Source organism: Rummeliibacillus sp. JY-2-4R, assembly GCF_053847205.1.
Map to the genome: position 1 here is coordinate 2232374 of NZ_CM132623.1, position 17210 is coordinate 2249583.

At 36.8% G+C, this 17210-nt stretch carries 16 protein-coding genes; 5 read left to right on the forward strand and 11 right to left on the reverse strand.

What is annotated here, in order from left to right:
• The first annotated feature begins 311 nt into the window (after positions 1 to 311).
• Positions 312 to 1403 (forward strand): DUF5105 domain-containing protein, encoded by a 1092-nt coding sequence (locus ACWV26_RS10775; RefSeq protein WP_455894763.1) that lies wholly within the window; start codon positions 312 to 314, stop codon positions 1401 to 1403.
• Positions 1404 to 1604: 201 nt separating this feature from the next.
• Here the strand turns inward: ACWV26_RS10775 and ACWV26_RS10780 are convergent, their stop codons facing one another.
• The 8 genes from ACWV26_RS10780 to ACWV26_RS10815 form a co-directional block, all read right to left on the reverse strand.
• A complete protein-coding gene (locus ACWV26_RS10780) occupies positions 1605 to 2120 on the reverse strand; it encodes an NUDIX hydrolase (RefSeq protein WP_455894764.1) in 516 nt (171 codons plus the stop codon).
• A 99-nt stretch (positions 2121 to 2219) separates the two neighbouring features.
• Positions 2220 to 2852, reverse strand: coding sequence for a malonate decarboxylase holo-ACP synthase (locus ACWV26_RS10785; RefSeq protein ID WP_455894765.1), 633 nt, complete (start codon positions 2850 to 2852; stop codon positions 2220 to 2222).
• Positions 2843 to 4528, reverse strand: a complete 1686-nt coding sequence (locus ACWV26_RS10790; RefSeq protein ID WP_455894766.1) for a biotin-independent malonate decarboxylase subunit beta — start codon at positions 4526 to 4528, stop codon at positions 2843 to 2845. The genes ACWV26_RS10785 and ACWV26_RS10790 overlap by 10 nt, the downstream gene beginning before the upstream one ends.
• Positions 4509 to 4817, reverse strand: coding sequence for a malonate decarboxylase subunit delta (locus ACWV26_RS10795; RefSeq protein ID WP_455894767.1), 309 nt, complete (start codon positions 4815 to 4817; stop codon positions 4509 to 4511). The genes ACWV26_RS10790 and ACWV26_RS10795 overlap by 20 nt, the downstream gene beginning before the upstream one ends.
• A 19-nt stretch (positions 4818 to 4836) precedes the next feature.
• The gene (locus tag ACWV26_RS10800; RefSeq protein WP_455894768.1) at positions 4837 to 5682 is read right to left on the reverse strand and encodes a triphosphoribosyl-dephospho-CoA synthase; all 846 of its coding nucleotides are present in this window, start codon (positions 5680 to 5682) and stop codon (positions 4837 to 4839) included.
• A gap of 18 nt (positions 5683 to 5700) precedes the next feature.
• A complete protein-coding gene (mdcA, locus tag ACWV26_RS10805; RefSeq protein ID WP_455894769.1) occupies positions 5701 to 7359 on the reverse strand; it encodes a malonate decarboxylase subunit alpha in 1659 nt (552 codons plus the stop codon).
• 19 nt (positions 7360 to 7378) lie between these two features.
• The gene (locus ACWV26_RS10810) at positions 7379 to 8296 is read right to left on the reverse strand and encodes an ACP S-malonyltransferase (protein ID WP_455894770.1); all 918 of its coding nucleotides are present in this window, start codon (positions 8294 to 8296) and stop codon (positions 7379 to 7381) included.
• Between the two features lie 14 nt (positions 8297 to 8310).
• Positions 8311 to 8964 (reverse strand): GntR family transcriptional regulator, encoded by a 654-nt coding sequence (locus ACWV26_RS10815; protein WP_455894771.1) that lies wholly within the window; start codon positions 8962 to 8964, stop codon positions 8311 to 8313.
• A gap of 231 nt (positions 8965 to 9195) precedes the next feature.
• Between ACWV26_RS10815 and madL the strand changes: the two genes are divergently transcribed.
• Together madL and madM are read left to right on the forward strand one after the other, a co-directional pair.
• Positions 9196 to 9600, forward strand: coding sequence for a malonate transporter subunit MadL (gene madL / locus ACWV26_RS10820; RefSeq protein ID WP_455894772.1), 405 nt, complete (start codon positions 9196 to 9198; stop codon positions 9598 to 9600).
• Complete coding sequence (madM, locus tag ACWV26_RS10825) at positions 9593 to 10354, forward strand: malonate transporter subunit MadM (RefSeq protein WP_455894773.1); 762 nt, start codon at positions 9593 to 9595, stop codon at positions 10352 to 10354. Before madL ends, madM begins: the two co-directional genes overlap by 8 nt.
• 359 nt (positions 10355 to 10713) lie before the next feature.
• Here madM and ACWV26_RS10830 read toward each other — a convergent pair whose 3' ends face one another.
• Complete coding sequence (locus tag ACWV26_RS10830) at positions 10714 to 10911, reverse strand: hypothetical protein (protein WP_455894774.1); 198 nt, start codon at positions 10909 to 10911, stop codon at positions 10714 to 10716.
• A gap of 288 nt (positions 10912 to 11199) precedes the next feature.
• Complete coding sequence (locus tag ACWV26_RS10835; protein WP_455894775.1) at positions 11200 to 12867, reverse strand: thiamine pyrophosphate-binding protein; 1668 nt, start codon at positions 12865 to 12867, stop codon at positions 11200 to 11202.
• Positions 12868 to 13152: 285 nt separating this feature from the next.
• On the opposite strand from ACWV26_RS10835, the gene ACWV26_RS10840 reads away from it, so the two are divergent.
• Entirely contained in the window at positions 13153 to 14358 is a 1206-nt protein-coding gene (locus ACWV26_RS10840) for an MFS transporter (RefSeq protein WP_455894776.1), read from the forward strand.
• Between the two features lie 257 nt (positions 14359 to 14615).
• Here the strand turns inward: ACWV26_RS10840 and ACWV26_RS10845 are convergent, their stop codons facing one another.
• Entirely contained in the window at positions 14616 to 15614 is a 999-nt protein-coding gene (locus ACWV26_RS10845) for a hypothetical protein (RefSeq protein ID WP_455894777.1), read from the reverse strand.
• A 282-nt stretch (positions 15615 to 15896) separates the two neighbouring features.
• Here ACWV26_RS10845 and ACWV26_RS10850 point away from each other — a divergent pair, with 282 nt between their 5' ends.
• A complete protein-coding gene (locus ACWV26_RS10850) occupies positions 15897 to 16862 on the forward strand; it encodes a bile acid:sodium symporter family protein (protein ID WP_455894778.1) in 966 nt (321 codons plus the stop codon).
• Positions 16863 to 17210 lie beyond the last annotated feature (348 nt).

The window sequence follows — 17210 nt, forward strand, 5'->3', positions numbered from 1 at the left end:
TATCAATAGAGGGGTTCTTTTCTTAAAAATATCCTTTTCTCTTTAGTTTCTTTTACCCAATTATCCCCTTTCGCTTCTCAATATAGAGATACAATCCAATATGAAGTTCCCAATATTTCGACAAGTTCGATTTTCAAGAAGAAATAATACAATTTATTTATTTTTTTTATTTAATCACGGGCGAAATTTACAAATTTTCACTAATTACATATTCATTTTTAACCACTAAATATTAGGAATTTTTATTCTTTTTTTACATTTACACCCATTTTCATTTAGAAGGAAGGTATAATTATCTAGAAATCATTACATTGGAGGTAATTAACATTAATAGAAAATTATATTTATTTATTTGTTTAGCTTCATTTTCGTTACTTTTAGCAGCTTGTGGTTCAGGTAGCAGTGGTTCTGAATCAAAGAAAGAGGCACGTGATGTTGGTTTCACAGTTAACAATGGTGAATATTTAACCATCACAAAATATGATGATAATGAAGAAAAAACATACCTTAAGTTAAATGTGACAGTACAAAACAAATCAAAAAATGAAATTTCGCTAATGGATTCTGACTTTAGTCTGTATGATCAAAACGATGAAAAGATTGAAGCTGTTTATTTAAATCCACCAGACGAAGATTCTTATAAAGAATTATCAGGTAGCGTCTCTCCTGAGAAAAAGGCTTCGGGAGATCTAGCATACCCGATTAATAATGAAGAAAAATATGAACTTCATTATCAACCTGATATTTACAGCGATAAAGGTGACAAACACGAAGAATTAGTAGTAAATGTGGATCCGTCAAAGTATAAAAACGAAACGACAAATGTGAAAAAAGCTATTGAAGCATACATGGATAACGTATTCCTAAGCAAAGAAAACCCTAACTTTAAGACATTAGTCGTAAATGATGTGATTAAAGATAGTCAAAAATTTGATGAAGAACTTGGAAATCAAATTAAAGAAGGCTTTGGGGTTCAAACACCCGATTTAAAAACGGAAAAAGTCTTTATTGAAAAATACCGAAAAGCTTTAAATCAAAAAATTGAACCTACTTATCAAATCGAATTTGCAGACTCAAAAACTGCAAAAGTGATGGTAAAGTTCAAAAACTTCGATACTTCTGATCTATACAAACAAACAAAAAAAGTTAGCGAACAATTTGTAAAGAAAAGTCAAAGTAAATATTCATATGATGAATATGATAAAGCGAAAAAGGATGCTTTAGTTTACACATTTAGTCGGATTGATCAAATTTTAAATAATACAAAACTTAGAAACGATTCACGCGACTATTCAATTACGATGAAAAATGTAGAAGGTAAGTGGAAAATCAACACCACTGATGATGATATGAATAGCGAATACAATGACTTATTAAAGGCATTTGTATTAGAAGTGTATTAAATAGAAAAAATGAAAAAGAAACGCAAACCATTTAAGATGGTTTGTGTTTCTTTTTTTGAGGGAAATGTACATTTGGTTGTGTAACATGTACTTTTATATTTATGCTTCTTTAAATTCTCTTACCTTAACCTCAACCCATTATTCTCCTTCATCATCCCCTCTTATGTTATGAAATATTGGAAATTAATCTTATATCCATGCTTAACTAATAGCACCACGCTGCTTCCGGCTATCAAATAGGAATTGAATTAGGCTTTCATAATAAGGAATAAACTCTCCTTTTTTGATCATAGCCAAAATTTCTTCCTTGCTTGCCCATTTTACATTTTGTACTTCCTCATACTGTAAAGTGAGCGTATGTAAATGCACATTTTCTTCAATTAAATATATGTCATCAAAGCCATTCTCAAAGTTAATGGTTAAATGAGGGCGTATTTGCAAAAAATCTAATTTTAAACCTAACTCTTCATACAATTCTCTTTGTGCTGCAGTTTGACTTGTATCCCCAGTTATCGCGCTCCCCCCTACTGTAAGATCCCACATATTTGGCCAACCCTCTTTGCAGAATTGCCTTTGTTGAATGAGCATGTCCCCATTTGAATTAAAAATGCATACATGAATAACTAAATGAAAATCACCAAGTTGAAGCTTTTCTCCACGAGCCCAAGTACGATTTGTTTTATTACGATTTATATCATACACATCCCATAATTCCATGCAGTACCTCCTTTAATTCTCGTTAATATTCTTGCCCTTATATTGAAAGTAGACGCGTTCCATAGAGAAACGCGCCCTACAATTGTACAGCAATACTACTTAACTATTTACTAGCAATTTTATTTGATTGTTTGCAATAGTACATAACTGAGGACCAAACTGGGTTTTTACAATAAAACCAGTTTTTTCATGTTTTAAATAATCATTGAGTATGAATGCCCCAACAGAAGGTACTTCTACCTGAACATCAATCCTTCGATCCAAGCTCTCTAAAAATCTACCTACTTCTATTAACAATTCCTTATTTATTTGATCTACATAGAGGCAAATATCAATATCGCTATTAAGTGTGGTAACTTTAATAGAAGTAGCAATCTCAAACCCGACACTTCCAGTTGGTCCCCATAACAATTGTAATTTTCCGAATTCTTTCTTGATATTGTTTAATGCAGAAAAATAGATTTGGTTATTGAACTTATCGATACAATCTAATAACGAGACTGGAGTTATCACCTGCGTTATATTGCTTTCATGGATAAATGCCCCATAACGTTGTGCTCTTGTCTCACCGCGTAACCCAATCGGTACAATTTTGTTTACAATGGGCATTCTTCTGACCACACCAAAATTTTTAGATGCGGACGCATCTATTACCCAGTCTGGAAGGTTCACGAAAGTTTCAAGGTTTTCAAGTGTTGCAAATTGTATAATGTCATGTACCTTTATTTCCATTGTGAATCAATCATTTCACGAACTTTAATGGATGCTTTTCTACCATAAGATATAGCAATTTCTGATTTTAAACGGCTCGATAAATCCTGATCATTTTTATTTTTAATGTCGTTGTATGCTTCGATAATGGCTTTAACTAAAACAACCTTATCTTCAGAACCGGGTTCTTTAGCATTAACCCCATCAAGCAATTTATATAGTGCTCCTAGTTTTTTAAACGACTTAATATCGTAGGCCATCGATGGCACTTCTTTTGCCGCTTCATCTAGTTCTTTAATTGTTCGTTGAGTAATAATTGCAGCAGATTTCTTTGACATTACATGGACATTTACTCCATCATCATTAAGCGCTATTAAACGATTTGCTTGCATTCCATGAGAAAGGAAAGCTCCAGATATAGCATTTCCTACTATCGATGCAACAATTGGATGACCATTTAATCTTGCTGTTGCATACGCATCTACAGCTGCTGAACAAGATAAATAAATGCCAAATAATTCTTCATGATAACCAAAGGCTTGGCTAGGTACATCTACGACAGGTATTATTAAACGCTTTTTGGTTAAATTTCTATCTTCTTCAATGGCTTGTCGTACATATTTTGCAATTGTCCAACCTTCTAACAGACCCACTTCACCATTACGCGCTCGATAATACTGGCTTTCGGGGTTTGGTACTACTGCTATTACCCGAGCATCTACTCCGTCAATTGATGTATCTGCAACCAATACAGATGGAACTTCACTAATGGAAGGTTCACCGTTAGTTAACAAATTGAACCATTTTCGTCCTGTACTTTGTACAGTTTCAATTGGATTAGTTAAATTTGTGTTCCTAATTTCTGAACATATTTTTAAATATTCTTTTGCTTGTTCCGGCGTTATTTTCTCTTCGATTTCTAACAACTTGAATAAAGATAAGTAATGATCTATTTTTTTTGTACGTTGTTGTAACTCTACTTCTCCATTCCAAACACTTAGTAATGCATTTTTAAAATTTGGAACATCATCTTCAATTACAATATCAGCAAGCCCTGCTTCTTTTCGAATTGCTCCGCCAATCATTTTCCAAATCAACTGCTTATTTCTTGAATCAAGCTCACGTATGCCAGCTTCTTGTTGAACAACTTCTGGTCCATTCATACCTAAACGACCTTCACGTGTCATAATTAACGCGCTACATAACCCTGCAGTTAAGGACATTCCGCCAAATGACCCAATTTTACCAGGGATAATTCCAACTACAGGAACAAATTCGCGTAGCGCTACAATCGCAGCACTAATTTCAGCAATTGACAGTAATCCATAGTTTGCTTCCTGGAGGCGTACTCCACCTGTATCATAAATGATAACCGGATAAATCTTATTGCCGTTTTTACATTCTTCGAGTACCTTTTCTAATGCCCCCGCTAATTTTGCACCTGAAACTTCTCCAATACCGCCACCTTGGAAGTTACCTTCAATCGAAATTACTACTGTCTGTTGTCCTTCTAGAGTTCCTTTCACAATAATCATGCCATCATCAAATTGCGGTACAATGTTTTGTGCTTCTAGATGTGGTGACTCTAACCGATCGGAAGGACCGAGAATTTCGTATGCACTTCCTTTATCTAATAGTTGAAATGCTCGTTCTCGTGCTAAGCTTTCTACTAAACTTTCAGTTATGATTTGAGCCATTTGTACTCACCTCCACTGCTTGTGCTAATCGGATTGAAACAACACCAGGTGTTGCTCCAAAATCATTAATCGTAATAAGTGCTGAAATATCATTTTGACTTACAAATCGTTCAATTACCTTTTTCCAAGTCTCTTCGAATCCTGTAATACCTGTACGAATTTCAACCATTGTTTTATACTCGTCTGATGGTTCAACCAATACTTCTAAATCTCCAGAACCAACAACACCAACATGTGCCCTTTGTTCAATTGTTTTGGATGCAGGAAATGAATAAATTAATTTTTCCAAAAAAATCGCTCCCCTTTGTTTAATGAACTATTGCTAACTCCATTTCAGTCGACAATTTAACCGTGCAAATTTTATATAAATAAATAGTTGCGGCCAGTAAATCAGCACTTCCTCCAGGAGATAAGTGTCGTTCTATCAATTTTTCATTCATTCTTCGAAGTTCATATAAATTACCGCTTTCTAAAACTTTGTCTGCATATTGTTTTACGTAATTTAAACCTTCTATTCCACCCCGATGCAGTACACAGGTGTCATCTAAACTAGCCATTAAAGCTAATAATGAATGATGCTTTGCAATTTCATAGTTAAATTGATTTAATGAAGCCTTGAAAGTCGGCAAACTATATTCACGGATGTGTGGAAATGCTAATTGTGCTTCTATTTTTGCACCGTGGACACCATATTTCTGAGTAGCTTTTGCTCCATTCGTTATTTGGAATGGGATAAATCGATCTTCAAATTTTGCAATCTCTCCTGCAGTAAAGCATAATGTTTCTTCATTACAATCCCCTTTATGAATAGCTGCTGCAGCTGTCAATAACCCAAGTGACCAGATAGCTCCTTTATGGGTATTAACACCATTTGTCACCTGGTACATGGCGACTTCTCCTTCGCGACCAATCTCACCGATTTTTTCTCGTAAATATCGGGAAGGCTTTTCTCCAAAAGCTGCCATTGCCATTTTATAGAAGGTCTCACGCAGGGAATTGGCTGATTGTATCATTATTGAAAAAGTCAAATCATCGTGAGAACCTTGGTCTTTTTTATCGACTAATCCAGGCTTAGGAGTAAGAGATACCTCTTCTATTAACGAGGCTACTGCTAAATCTGCTAAAGTTGATGAAATTTGATGCGCAACTTGCAAACTCCTCTCCCCCTCTAATTACCAACTACGAAATTTTGCTGGTGGATTATACAAACCACCTGACCATTGGACAAGTTCATCTATATTTTTAGCAGCAAGTAAAGATCTCTTAGCATCTGAACGACGTATACCTAAATCTTCAGGTAGGGCTATTAATCCTTTTTGACGTAAACGTTCCGTTGTTTTCGGATTATGTTCCATACCAATTGGTGTGATACCTGCTACTGAGGCAACCATCTCCCGTCTTTCAGCAATACTATCAGATTTATAGAGATAAGCAATTCCCTCTTCTGTTACAATATGTGTTACATCTTCTCCATAAATCATGACCGGGGCAACAGCTAATTTTGCTTGATCTTTTACATTTATGGCGTCGAGTGACTCAACAAAAACAGGCTTGTTCGCTTCTTGGAATGTTTCAGCTACTTGTACTACTAGCTTTTTACCACGTGCTAAAGGTTCATCAGAAGTCTTCAAATTATACCAAGCATCTGTTGAATGTCGGCGTCCACCAGGATTATGTCCCATATTTGGCGCCCCACCATATCCAGCTACACGACCTCTTGTTACTGTAGACGAGTTTCCTAATGCATCCATTTGCAAAGTAGAACCGATAAATAAATCAACTGCATATTGACCAGCTAATTGTGCCAAAGTTCGGTTTGAACGAAGAGTACCATCCTTTCCCATAAAGAAAATGTCTCTTCTTGCTTCCACATACTTTTCCATTCCAAGCTCTCCACCGAAGCAATAGATACTTTCTACCCATCCAGATTCGATTGCAGGTATAAGTGTAGGATGAGGGTTTAAAACCCAGTTTGTGCATATTTTTCCTTTTAGACCTAATGATTCTGCATAGGTAGGCAACAATAATTCAACAGCCGCAGTATTAAACCCGACACCATGGTTTAATGATTTTACACCGTGTTTCTCATATATTCCCCGAATAATCATCATTGCCTGTAAAATTTGAATATCTGTAATATGTCGTGGATCTCTTGTAAATAATGGTTCAAGCTCGTAAGGTTTATCTGCCACAACAATAAAGTCTACCCATGAACTTGGAATGTCTACACGAGGCAGTTCATCCACCATTTCATTTACTTGGGCAATTACAATACCGTCTCGGAAAGCAGTTGCTTCTACTAATGTCGGCGTTTCTTCAGTATTCGGGCCAGTATATAGGTTTCCATTGCTATCTGCTTTATCAGCTGCGACTAATGCAACATTAGGTATCAAATCGATAAATAATCTACCATAAAGCTCTATATAAGTATGTAAATCACCTAGTTCAATTTTCCCATCCTCAATCATTTGAGCAACTCGAAGACTCTGTGGACCTGCATAAGAAAAGTCCACTTTTTTTGCGATTCCATATTCAAAAATATCTAAATGCTCTGGTCTTGAAATACTCGACATTATCATATGCAAATCATGAACCTTTTTCGGATCTACCTGGACTAATGATTGTGATAAGAACGAAGCTTGCTTTTGGTTATTCCCTTCCAGCACAACACGATCTCCTGATTTTATTAATCGTTCTAACACGTCTACGATGCGATTGGTCGGAATAGCCACACCATCAACCAAGTTCTTTACACTTTCCAATCTTTCGTTTTTTGCTTCTAACCTAGTTTCCCATGATTTAGAATCTTTATCCAAATTTGTAAAAACCATTATATACACCCCTATTTTTTTAATTTGACATGATATAGAAACAATCCTCGATTCCATTTTTAGATATAGACATCGTTTGAGCATCTGAGAATGCTTGTTGAGCTAACTTGCTCAGTACATCACCAGGTGGCATTTCAATAAATAATTTCGTACCAGACTCAAAGAGTAGATTTACAGCATCATGCCAACGTACCGGATAGCAAATGCTTTTTGCTAAATCTTCCTTTACTGCATCAGGCTGCATTAACAATCTTGAAGTAACATTGCTGGATATTGGAATTTTCGGTCTTTTTAAGTCAAGCTTATCCAACTCAATCAGTAACTTCTCGCTCACCTGTTCAAATAAAGGACTGTGAGAAGGCGTTGAGACATTTAATAAATGAGCTGATGTAGCCCCATGGCACTCTACATAATCTATTACTTTTTGTAAACCTACTAAAGAACCTGACAATGTAACTTGGGTTGGAGCATTTCGATTTGAAACATATACTGGTTCATTCTCACGGTATAAATTATTTACTATTTCAGATAATTGATATTCATCTAACCCTATAACAACAGCCATTCCAAAACCGTCATCGCACGTTTTTTCCATTAGCTCACCACGTATTGTTACTAACTTTAAAGCTTCTTGAAATGTAATGACACCAGAAGCAACTGCAGCACCAAATGCACCTACGGAATGACCTGCAACAAAACTTGGTAATAGCCCATTTTTTTCAAATAGTTTATAAGTAGCCACTGATGCTATTAGTAAACATTGCTGTACTGCCTTGGTTGTTGAAAGCGCTTTTTTACTATGCAGTGATGCTATTTGTATATTTAAAATTTCGCAACTTTCTTCTAGAATGTTTTTTACGACTGGATCATCAGGTAAATCATGTAACATCCCCTCATACTGAGAGCCTTGACCTGGAAAGAGAAAAGCACTTTTCAATCTATCCCTCCTTTCTAGAATATTGTTTTACTTACATTGAAGATTACGTTTTCTGTATGGGTACGCAACAGTTCAATGAATTCGTCTATTTGGTTATTTTTTAGATATTCATAGATTTTCCGATGTTCCTCTTTAGATTTTTCAACCGTTTCTATTTGGGTGAAGTGTATACCTTGAATTCTCAATAACGGAAAGCTAATTTTGCTATAAACCCCTTCTAAAACAGTACTTTCACTAAATTTTATAAGTGTAAAGTGAAAAGCATAATTTAGCTGTACATATTGGGATTGATTTGTACACTTATCCATTTCTTTTAACAGACTCTTCAATTCTTCTAGTAACGTTAGCTTTTTATGCGGCTCATGGATTCTCTTTGCTGATAGTAGTTCTATATTGTTTCTAATATCCAGCAAATCCTGAATTTCTGATAATGTATATCCCTTTACGAAGGCGCCCTTCCTAGGTATTCTTTCTATCAAACCCTCTGTAGTAAGCATATAAATCGCTTCCCTGACCGGAGAACGACTCGTGTTAAACATTTCCGCATATGCGCCTTCAACAATTTTGTCTCCAGGCTTTAACTCTCCATTTAAAATTTGCTCCAGAATTTTTTCTGCAACAATTCTAGATAATGCATTATCTAGCGGATAGTTTAAAAAGAATTCCATTAAGTCCACATCCTTAAGTGCTTATTCAACCATTTAAACGGTCGACTGTATACATCAATAATAAATCAGACAATTCTAAATTTCAATAGATTTTCAACTTTTTTTCTGCTTTATGTAAATATTTTAGTTGATTTATAGTTTTTTATAATTTATGATGTTCACACAGAATGCAGTCGACTGAAAATTCTTTCAGTTTAGCATTTTACAACTTGATAAAGGGGTGTCAAGATTATGGTGATTTATGGGGTTGCTATTTTAGCAGGGTGTTATTTAGTTGGCACGATGGTCGGGGAATTTATAGGGGCATTAATGGGGGTAGATTCAAATGTTGGTGGTGTCGGAGTCGCCATGCTACTCTTAATTATTGTCGTTGACAAACTTGTAAAGTCAGGGAAAATTTCGAAACCTTCATTAGACGGTTTAAGTTTTTGGAATCAGATGTATATTCCGGTCGTTATTGCTATGGCAGCAAGCCAAAATGTTTTAGGAGCATTAACGGGTGGCCCTTTAGCAATTATAGCTGGAATCGCAGTTGTCGGAATTAGCTGGGCATGTGTCCCCCTTCTAAGTGGGAAGCAAAAAGAAGATCCTACGTTTAGTAATACTGTTGTACGGGGGGAAGAAGCAGATGCTTGATATGATAAAAGGTGTATTTGTAGATAACGGATTTGTCACAGCATTTTTAGTTGTCGGGATTACGATGTGGCTTGCCTACTTTATTTCTAACAAACTAACAAAGGGTAGGATTCATGGTTCAGCTATCGCCATTGTACTGGGACTTGTATTAGCATATATCGGTGGAGTAGTAACAGAAGGTACTAAAGGAGTATCCGATATTAGTTTTCTAGCTGGGATGGGTTTTTTAGGAGGAAGTATGTTACGAGATTTTGCTATTGTAGCAACTTCATTCGGAGCAAATTTTGATGAAATTAAAAAGGCTGGATTCCGAGGAATTCTTTCTCTTTTCATAGGTGTAATATTATCATTTGTAATTGGTGCTATATTTGCCCTTATGTTTGGTTACAAAGATGCAGTAAGTATTACAACCATTGGTGCGGGAACTGCCACATATATTGTTGGACCTGTAACTGGTGCTGCATTAGGCGCAAGTTCAGAAATAATTGCAATAAGCATTGCAGCCGGTTTAGTTAAGTCTGTTTTAGTAATGGTGGGAACACCTTTTATAGCAAAATATATTGGCTTAAATAATCCGAAGACTGCCATGGTTTATGGCGGTTTAATGGGAACTACTTCTGGTGTAGCTGGTGGTCTAGCTGCAACTGATGCTAAATTAGTACCTTATGGTGCTGTTACTGCTACATTTTATACAGGCTTAGGATGTTTATTAGCTCCAACGCTTTTATTCTTAATAACAGATGCCATTTTTTAATAGATAATAACCAACCGTCAATTAGATACGCAATTAAAAGTCGATTTGTCACAGAAAAAATGTGTTAAAAATCGACTTTTTTATTTTTATTTATGTCCCCTGAAAAGTACCACGCTACTTTTTGCTATCAAATAGTAATTGAATTAGGCTTTCACATAATAAGGAATAAACTCTCATTTCTATATAACGTTATAAAAACTTATGAGCATTTTTATAAAAGCAATATCTTCTAATCACTTAGATTTATGTATAATTAATTTTTGAAATACTACCATATGAATAAAAGCAGTAAAATTGACTAAGTGGATAAAAGGACTCCCATTTAGGAAGTCCACTACATGCCATAACTTCGATTAATACTAATCTCTTGTTTTGAAGCCATGAGAGTCGTCCTCGTCGGTACCTGCTCCCGCCTTGTTGTCCTGCGCTTCACCTGCTATACTACCAAATGGATCAAGAGCAGATGCCATAGTATCCCCAGGAACAACACCCACTTCTGTTTTCTCTGCCTCGCTAGTATCATTTTTGTCACGTTTCCGTTCGTTTATATTAGCCATCTATTTCACTCCCTTGTTTTTTATAGGGAAGCACTATTGTTTTAGCAGCACTGTCCTATAAATATTTTGTCCAATAGGGGAAAATTTATGATGTATATTAATAAGTAGCGTGTTTATTTCTTCAGTTCTAACGAAAAATCTAAAATTTATACGTTGTAGTTTGTTTGATTAAAAAATGCTATTCTTTTCTTATTTAAAAGCAATTGCAAAAACCCCAATTTAAAAAAAGATTGATTAAATTCTACCATAAAAAGAAGTGGTGACCGACCATTCGATCACCACTTCTTTTTATTCTGTTTCCGGGAAGAATACCTGGGCCGTACTAATATCCACCAGTGTAGGAGCATCTGTATTGAGTGCTTCTTCAAGTACTGATTCTAGCTCGGTATCTGAGGTTGCGCGTAATCCTTTCCATCCGCAGGCTTCTGCCAATTTTATAAAATCAGGGTTGGTTAAATCTACCCCTACTTCTTTCTTATTTGCAGCTTTGAGCTTGTCTCTCTCCATTTGCAAGGCCTCATTATTTAAGACAACGACTGTAATATTGAGTTCATAGCGGGTAGCTGTCAATAAATCAGCAAGCACCATTTGAAGTCCTCCGTCCCCCACTATCGCTACTACTTGTTTTTCAGGTTTTATAAGCTTGGCAGCCATTGCTGCTGGCAGTCCAAAGCCCATTGTCCTCCAGTAGCCTGAGAATAATACAGATTGTTCTTTTTGACGGAAGTTGCGATTCGTCCATACTGTATGATCCCCTGTATCCAGTGCAAGAATTGCGTCCGATGCCACTGTTCGGTCAAGGGCGCGGATAATCCGTGAAGGATGGACAGGATAACCTGCAGTTTCGCCTTCTTTCTCATTTTGCAGGGCCCATTTCTCCTTTATTTCCTCGCAACGAGATACCCAATCTTCAGAACGGGAGAATCCTTGTAAGCTCTCCGTTAAGAGTGGAAGGACCTCTTCCGTTTTACCGGTAATCCCAAGCTCTGTTGGAATGCCTTTTACAAATTTATCGAAGTGGCGGTCAATTTGGATAATCCTTGCATTAGTTGGTACATATCCTTCCGGCCACCATGTCGTGCCTGCAAGAAGTACCACATCTGACTCCATAAATAAGTCAGCTGCATACGGATTGCCACCTTCGCCAATCCCTTGCAAAATATGCGGGGAAGATTCATCAATCAATCCTTTTCCACCCAAGCTTACAAGGATGCCAGCTCCCCACAACTTAGCAAGTTTTTCTAACTCCTCGGAGGTGGAAGTGGCTCCGGAACCAGCAAGAATCATTGGTCGCTTGGCTGTTTTCATAATCTCCGTTGCCTGTTCCAAGCTTTCTTTTGTGAAGATGGAAGGGCCCTCTATAACATCCGGCAATGTACGCGGTTCCCCATTAGCTGGCATCATGAAAATGTCCTTAGGAATGGATAAATGTGTTACAACGCGCTGTCCGAGTGATGTTCGCGCTGCCTTTTGAAGAACTTCAATTGTCGCATCCGGATTCGCTAGATTAGCAGAATAAGCAGCAAAAGGCTTCATAAGCTCCTGCTGGTCAATATACTGCGGAAATTCCGTGCCAATTTTATTACTCGGTGCCTGTCCAGTGATTGCGAGTACAGGCGCTCTGTCTGCATGTGCATCACCAAGCCCATTTAGCAGATTAGTTGCACCTGGTCCCATTGTCGCGGTGCATACACCAAGCCCACCTGTTAGTTTTGCTTCCGCAGACGCCATAAAAGCAGCTGTCGACTCATGTTTAACCGCAATGTATTTAATTTTATCCTGCTTAGCCAGTGCATCGATAAGCCCGAATGTAGCATCGCCCACTACCCCATATATCCGTTTTACTCCGAACAATGACAATTGATCCAGCATCAATTCCGCAACCGTTCGTTCTGTTTTTCCCATGACATATGAACCTCCTTGATAGATCTTTCTAATCCTTCTAGGAAAAAGCATCTATTTATTTTTTCGTTCATATTATTTTTTCCCGGAAATAGGGTCGGTTAATCCTCATACTTCCAAACAAATGGCAAAATGAGGATTAAGTTGTACCTTACTGGATAATATTTAGTATTTTTGCCGTTACGGTTACATTCATAATTTAAATTTATGAATCTACAGAAATAATATAATTGTCAAGAGAATAGAAAAGCAGTAATTTATGTGTAGAGGATTTTTTTGAAAACCAGTTTTTGGTAATATCTATTCAAAAAGGATATCGCAATGAGAGGAGATAAAGTATTGGAAAATATATCCGAAAAAATCATCAAAGAAGAACCTGAAGAACCTCTTTACCGAAGGGGAATCTTTACCTTCAGTGGTTCCCATCTTTTAAATGATTTAGTGACCACAGGGATGGTCCCGGCATTAGTTGTAATCTATAAAAACGCGTTTCACCTTAACTATACCCAATCCACTTTAGTGGTTTTGCTATCCTATTTAACGTCTTCTATTTCTCAACCGCTTTTTGGCATGTTAGCAGATCGGAAGCCTCGAGCCTGGCTGTTTCCAGTAGGATTGTTTTGCTCCATTATGGGGCTTGCTTTAACAGGACTTGCACCAACATTTCCTTGGCTGCTGCTGTTTATTTCCATTTCCGGTCTTGGTTCCGGTGCGTTCCATCCGGAAGCCTCACGAGCAACCCACCTCGCATCAGGTACGAAAAAAGGTCTTGCCCAAGCTATTTTTCAGGTAGGCGGGAATTCCGGTCAAGCCTTGGGACCCTTATTGGTTTCTCTCTTCATAATTCACTCAGGGATTCATGGACTACTATGGTTCATTCCTGTAGCTGTCTTATCGCTTGTATTAACCGGACAGATTTTGCCTTGGTTAAGTAAAAAATTAGAGCTTGTTAAACTTGGTAACAGGAAACAATTAAAAGGAAACAACAATTATCTTGGAGCAACTCTGCTTTCCTGTGTCATCATCCTGCGTTCATGGTGCCAAATTGGGGTTGTGGTCTTTTTACCTTTTTATCTGCACAACCTAACGATACAGCAGTCTGAAATCCTCAGTTTCGTTTTTGTAGGAGCCGGTGCACTTGGCACATTCTTTGGCGGAGTTATTTCAGACAAACTTGGCATGAAACGCTTACTCGTTAGCTCCATGCTAATTGCCACACCTTTTGCCCTTATTTTCCCTCATGTACATGGAGTGTTATCGGTGCTTGTTTTACTGTTATTTGGTTTTAGTGTACTTTCTTCTTTCTCAGTTAGTGTGGTTTTTATGCAGCACATGCTTCCCAAGAACATTGGTCTAGCCTCTGGACTTTCGATTGGATTTGGCGTGGGAGCTGGAGGGGTTGGTTCTGTTTTTATGGGTGGAATTTCGGACATCTTTGGCGTAACAACTGTGTTCACGATTCTCTCAATTCTTCCTCTTGTTGGCTCCCTTATTGCTGCCTTTTTACCGAGCGATCGAAAGGAAAAGAAACAGGTAGCTTTATAACGAAAGAAAAACCGGAGATTTCTCCGGTTTTCTTGTTTTCTCCTATATCTGCGGTGCTATCTTGGGTAGTCCCAGTGTAGCTGTTACCCCCAGCAATAAGATATTTTAATAAGTGGAAAAAAGCATCCAAATAAATAATTTGAATGCTTTTTTATATTAATTTTCTTCCAATGTTAATTCCTCAATTTGTGGTTAACCTTTTTTAGTGTTTTCTTTAACATAGTTACAATTAAGCTGGCAAAGGTTTTTAAAGAACTTCAAGTACTTTCGTTTGATGTTTCAGATGAATGGTGATGATGGTCGTGCTGGTAAGCCAGTGTCGCAGGATTCGTATTGCCAAAAGTTAGATACCATGGCTCCATTAACGGCCCTCCTACTGAAGCAGGCGGGATAATCACATCAAACTTATTACGATGATGGATGCTGTATCTACGCACAGAACCTTGTTCAGGATCGTCTCCCATAATTGGAACAAACAATTTTCCCTCGGGGCCAAACAAAAGTGCCTGAGCAAAAGCGCGCGGTTGTCCGACAACATCAAGATCAATTTTATTGAGAAGCCTACCTGTTCTGCCGTCAAAAATTAATATTTTGTCTGTATCTTTCTCATCTCTTCTAAAACTAGTGATATATAGGTTGCCATCTGGACCGAAGACTAAACCTTCCGGGCGATTGAGGTCATTGATTGCATTGCTTTCAATGAACACTCCGAGGAACTTCCCTGTTTTTGGGTTAAAGCGCAACACTGAGCCACCTTCCGGTTCTGGAAGGTTCCTTACTGAGATATACAGGAAGCCATCTGGGCCAATGACCACTGCTCGTGGATGGAATTGCCCTCTGAAGTCAGAGTGGTTGAGGTTGCCTAGAAATACTCCAGTGGTGCCATTATACATCCGAACTTCTCCCGGTACATCTACGTCACCCATGTCCGCTACAAAAAGGATATTTTGTTCTGACAATACAATACCACGCGGTGCAAAAGGTGCGCCAACTTGATTGGAACTTACAAGCTCACCTTGAAACGCACCAGTTTGTCTATTAAACTTCAATACATCTCCATTCGGGGGATGATCTACTTTTTGGTTGGTAACAAGTAGATTGCCTCTATGGTCGAAGATAAGTCCTCTAGGACCAAATAAGTCGTTGCTTTCTGATGCAACAAAACTACCAAGGAACCTCCCTGTTTTTGCATCAAAAGTCTTCACAGTATTATCGGAGCCGTCACCGATATAGAGAAAGTCATTTTGTCTTTTCAAATTTATCCAAAAACCCCCATATTAATTATTTTAAAGTGAACTATTAATCTTTCACTTCAATATAATTTATTCACATTAAAAATATTTTTATAGACGAGCATACTACAAAATTAAAATAATTTACTTAATATTTTTTTACTAAGTCTAATATAATGACTTTCTTACCTTTCCCTTGCTCTCTTAAATAATGAAAAATAGCCCCATTATTTTATGAATAGTTAATAATGTTTACTAATTAAGAATGTGGTATGATTGGGGAAAAATATTAAGGAAGGTTTTATAATGTTAGAAAAAGTGAATGCGTTTTTTCAAAAGTACATAGCAATTTTAACGCCTCTTAGTTTAGTTGTAGGGGTTTTGTTAGAAAATGTCGGACAGCATTTATTATTCCTAGTATCTTGGTTATTTGCTTTTATGACATTTTCCGGTAGTTTAAAGATGCAATTTAAAGATGCAAAAGTCTTTATCAAGCATCCATTTCTTATTTTATTCACCATCATTTTTTTACATATTTTGATGCCTTTATGGGCTTACTTTTTATCTACGGTTATTTTCCATGACCACCTATTAACTGTTGGTTTTGTAGTAGCCGTTGCTGTACCAACAGGTGTAACGAGCGTTATTTGGATTTCAATTTGTAAAGGTCATTTACCTTTAGGTTTATCTATTATTTTAATCGATACGCTACTTTCACCATTGGTCATGCCCTTATTGTTACATACGGTTTCAGGGAAAATGATTCATTTAGATGTTGCATCACTTGTAATTGATTTAGTTTTAATGATTGTCTTGCCAACAATTATAGGAATATTCGTCAATGAATTTTCACATGGCGAAATACCAAAGAAAATTGGTAAGAAACTAGCTCCATTTTCTAAACTATCTTTGTTTTTAGTTATTATGATTAATAGTAGTGCGATTGCTCCTTATTTAAAAGATATCAACCTCCATTTACTAGGCATTATTCTTTTGGTTTTATTCATGGCTGTGTCAGGATACTTGTTTGCATTGCTCATTGGACGATTTGTTTTAAAGGATTATCCTCAAATGACTACCCTCGTCTTTACTGGAGGGATGCGTAATATTGCGATAGGTGTAATTGTGGCGACAACATATTTTCCTAGCAAAGTAGCAATGCCAGTGGTATTTGGAATGCTGTTCCAACAAGTTTTAGCATCCGTATTTAGTAAAGTACTTTTAAGGAAAAGTATTGAACCCCAGTCTACAACGGAAAAAGTAATCATTTAATTGTATCGAACTGAATAGTTTAACCCACCCTGTATTAAATTTATGAAAATCATTTTGAATCGTCTAATCTAAGGTTTCCACACAAAAAGCCTGAAGATAGATGCACATAACGTGATCTTCAGGCTTTTTGTTAGAATCTATTTTAATTGACTTGAATTCGCAATGAATTTCTAATAATTTGTGGTCCAAATCTATCTCAAACGAATATTCATTTTCATTTAATTCCCTACCCTTGTCTATTAAAATCCGCTACGTTTGTTTTTCCAATCATATTTATAGTTTTTATCTAAATAAATCCTAACTAAAACTATAAACACCTAAAATACTTTATTTTAACTAGTTTAAAAT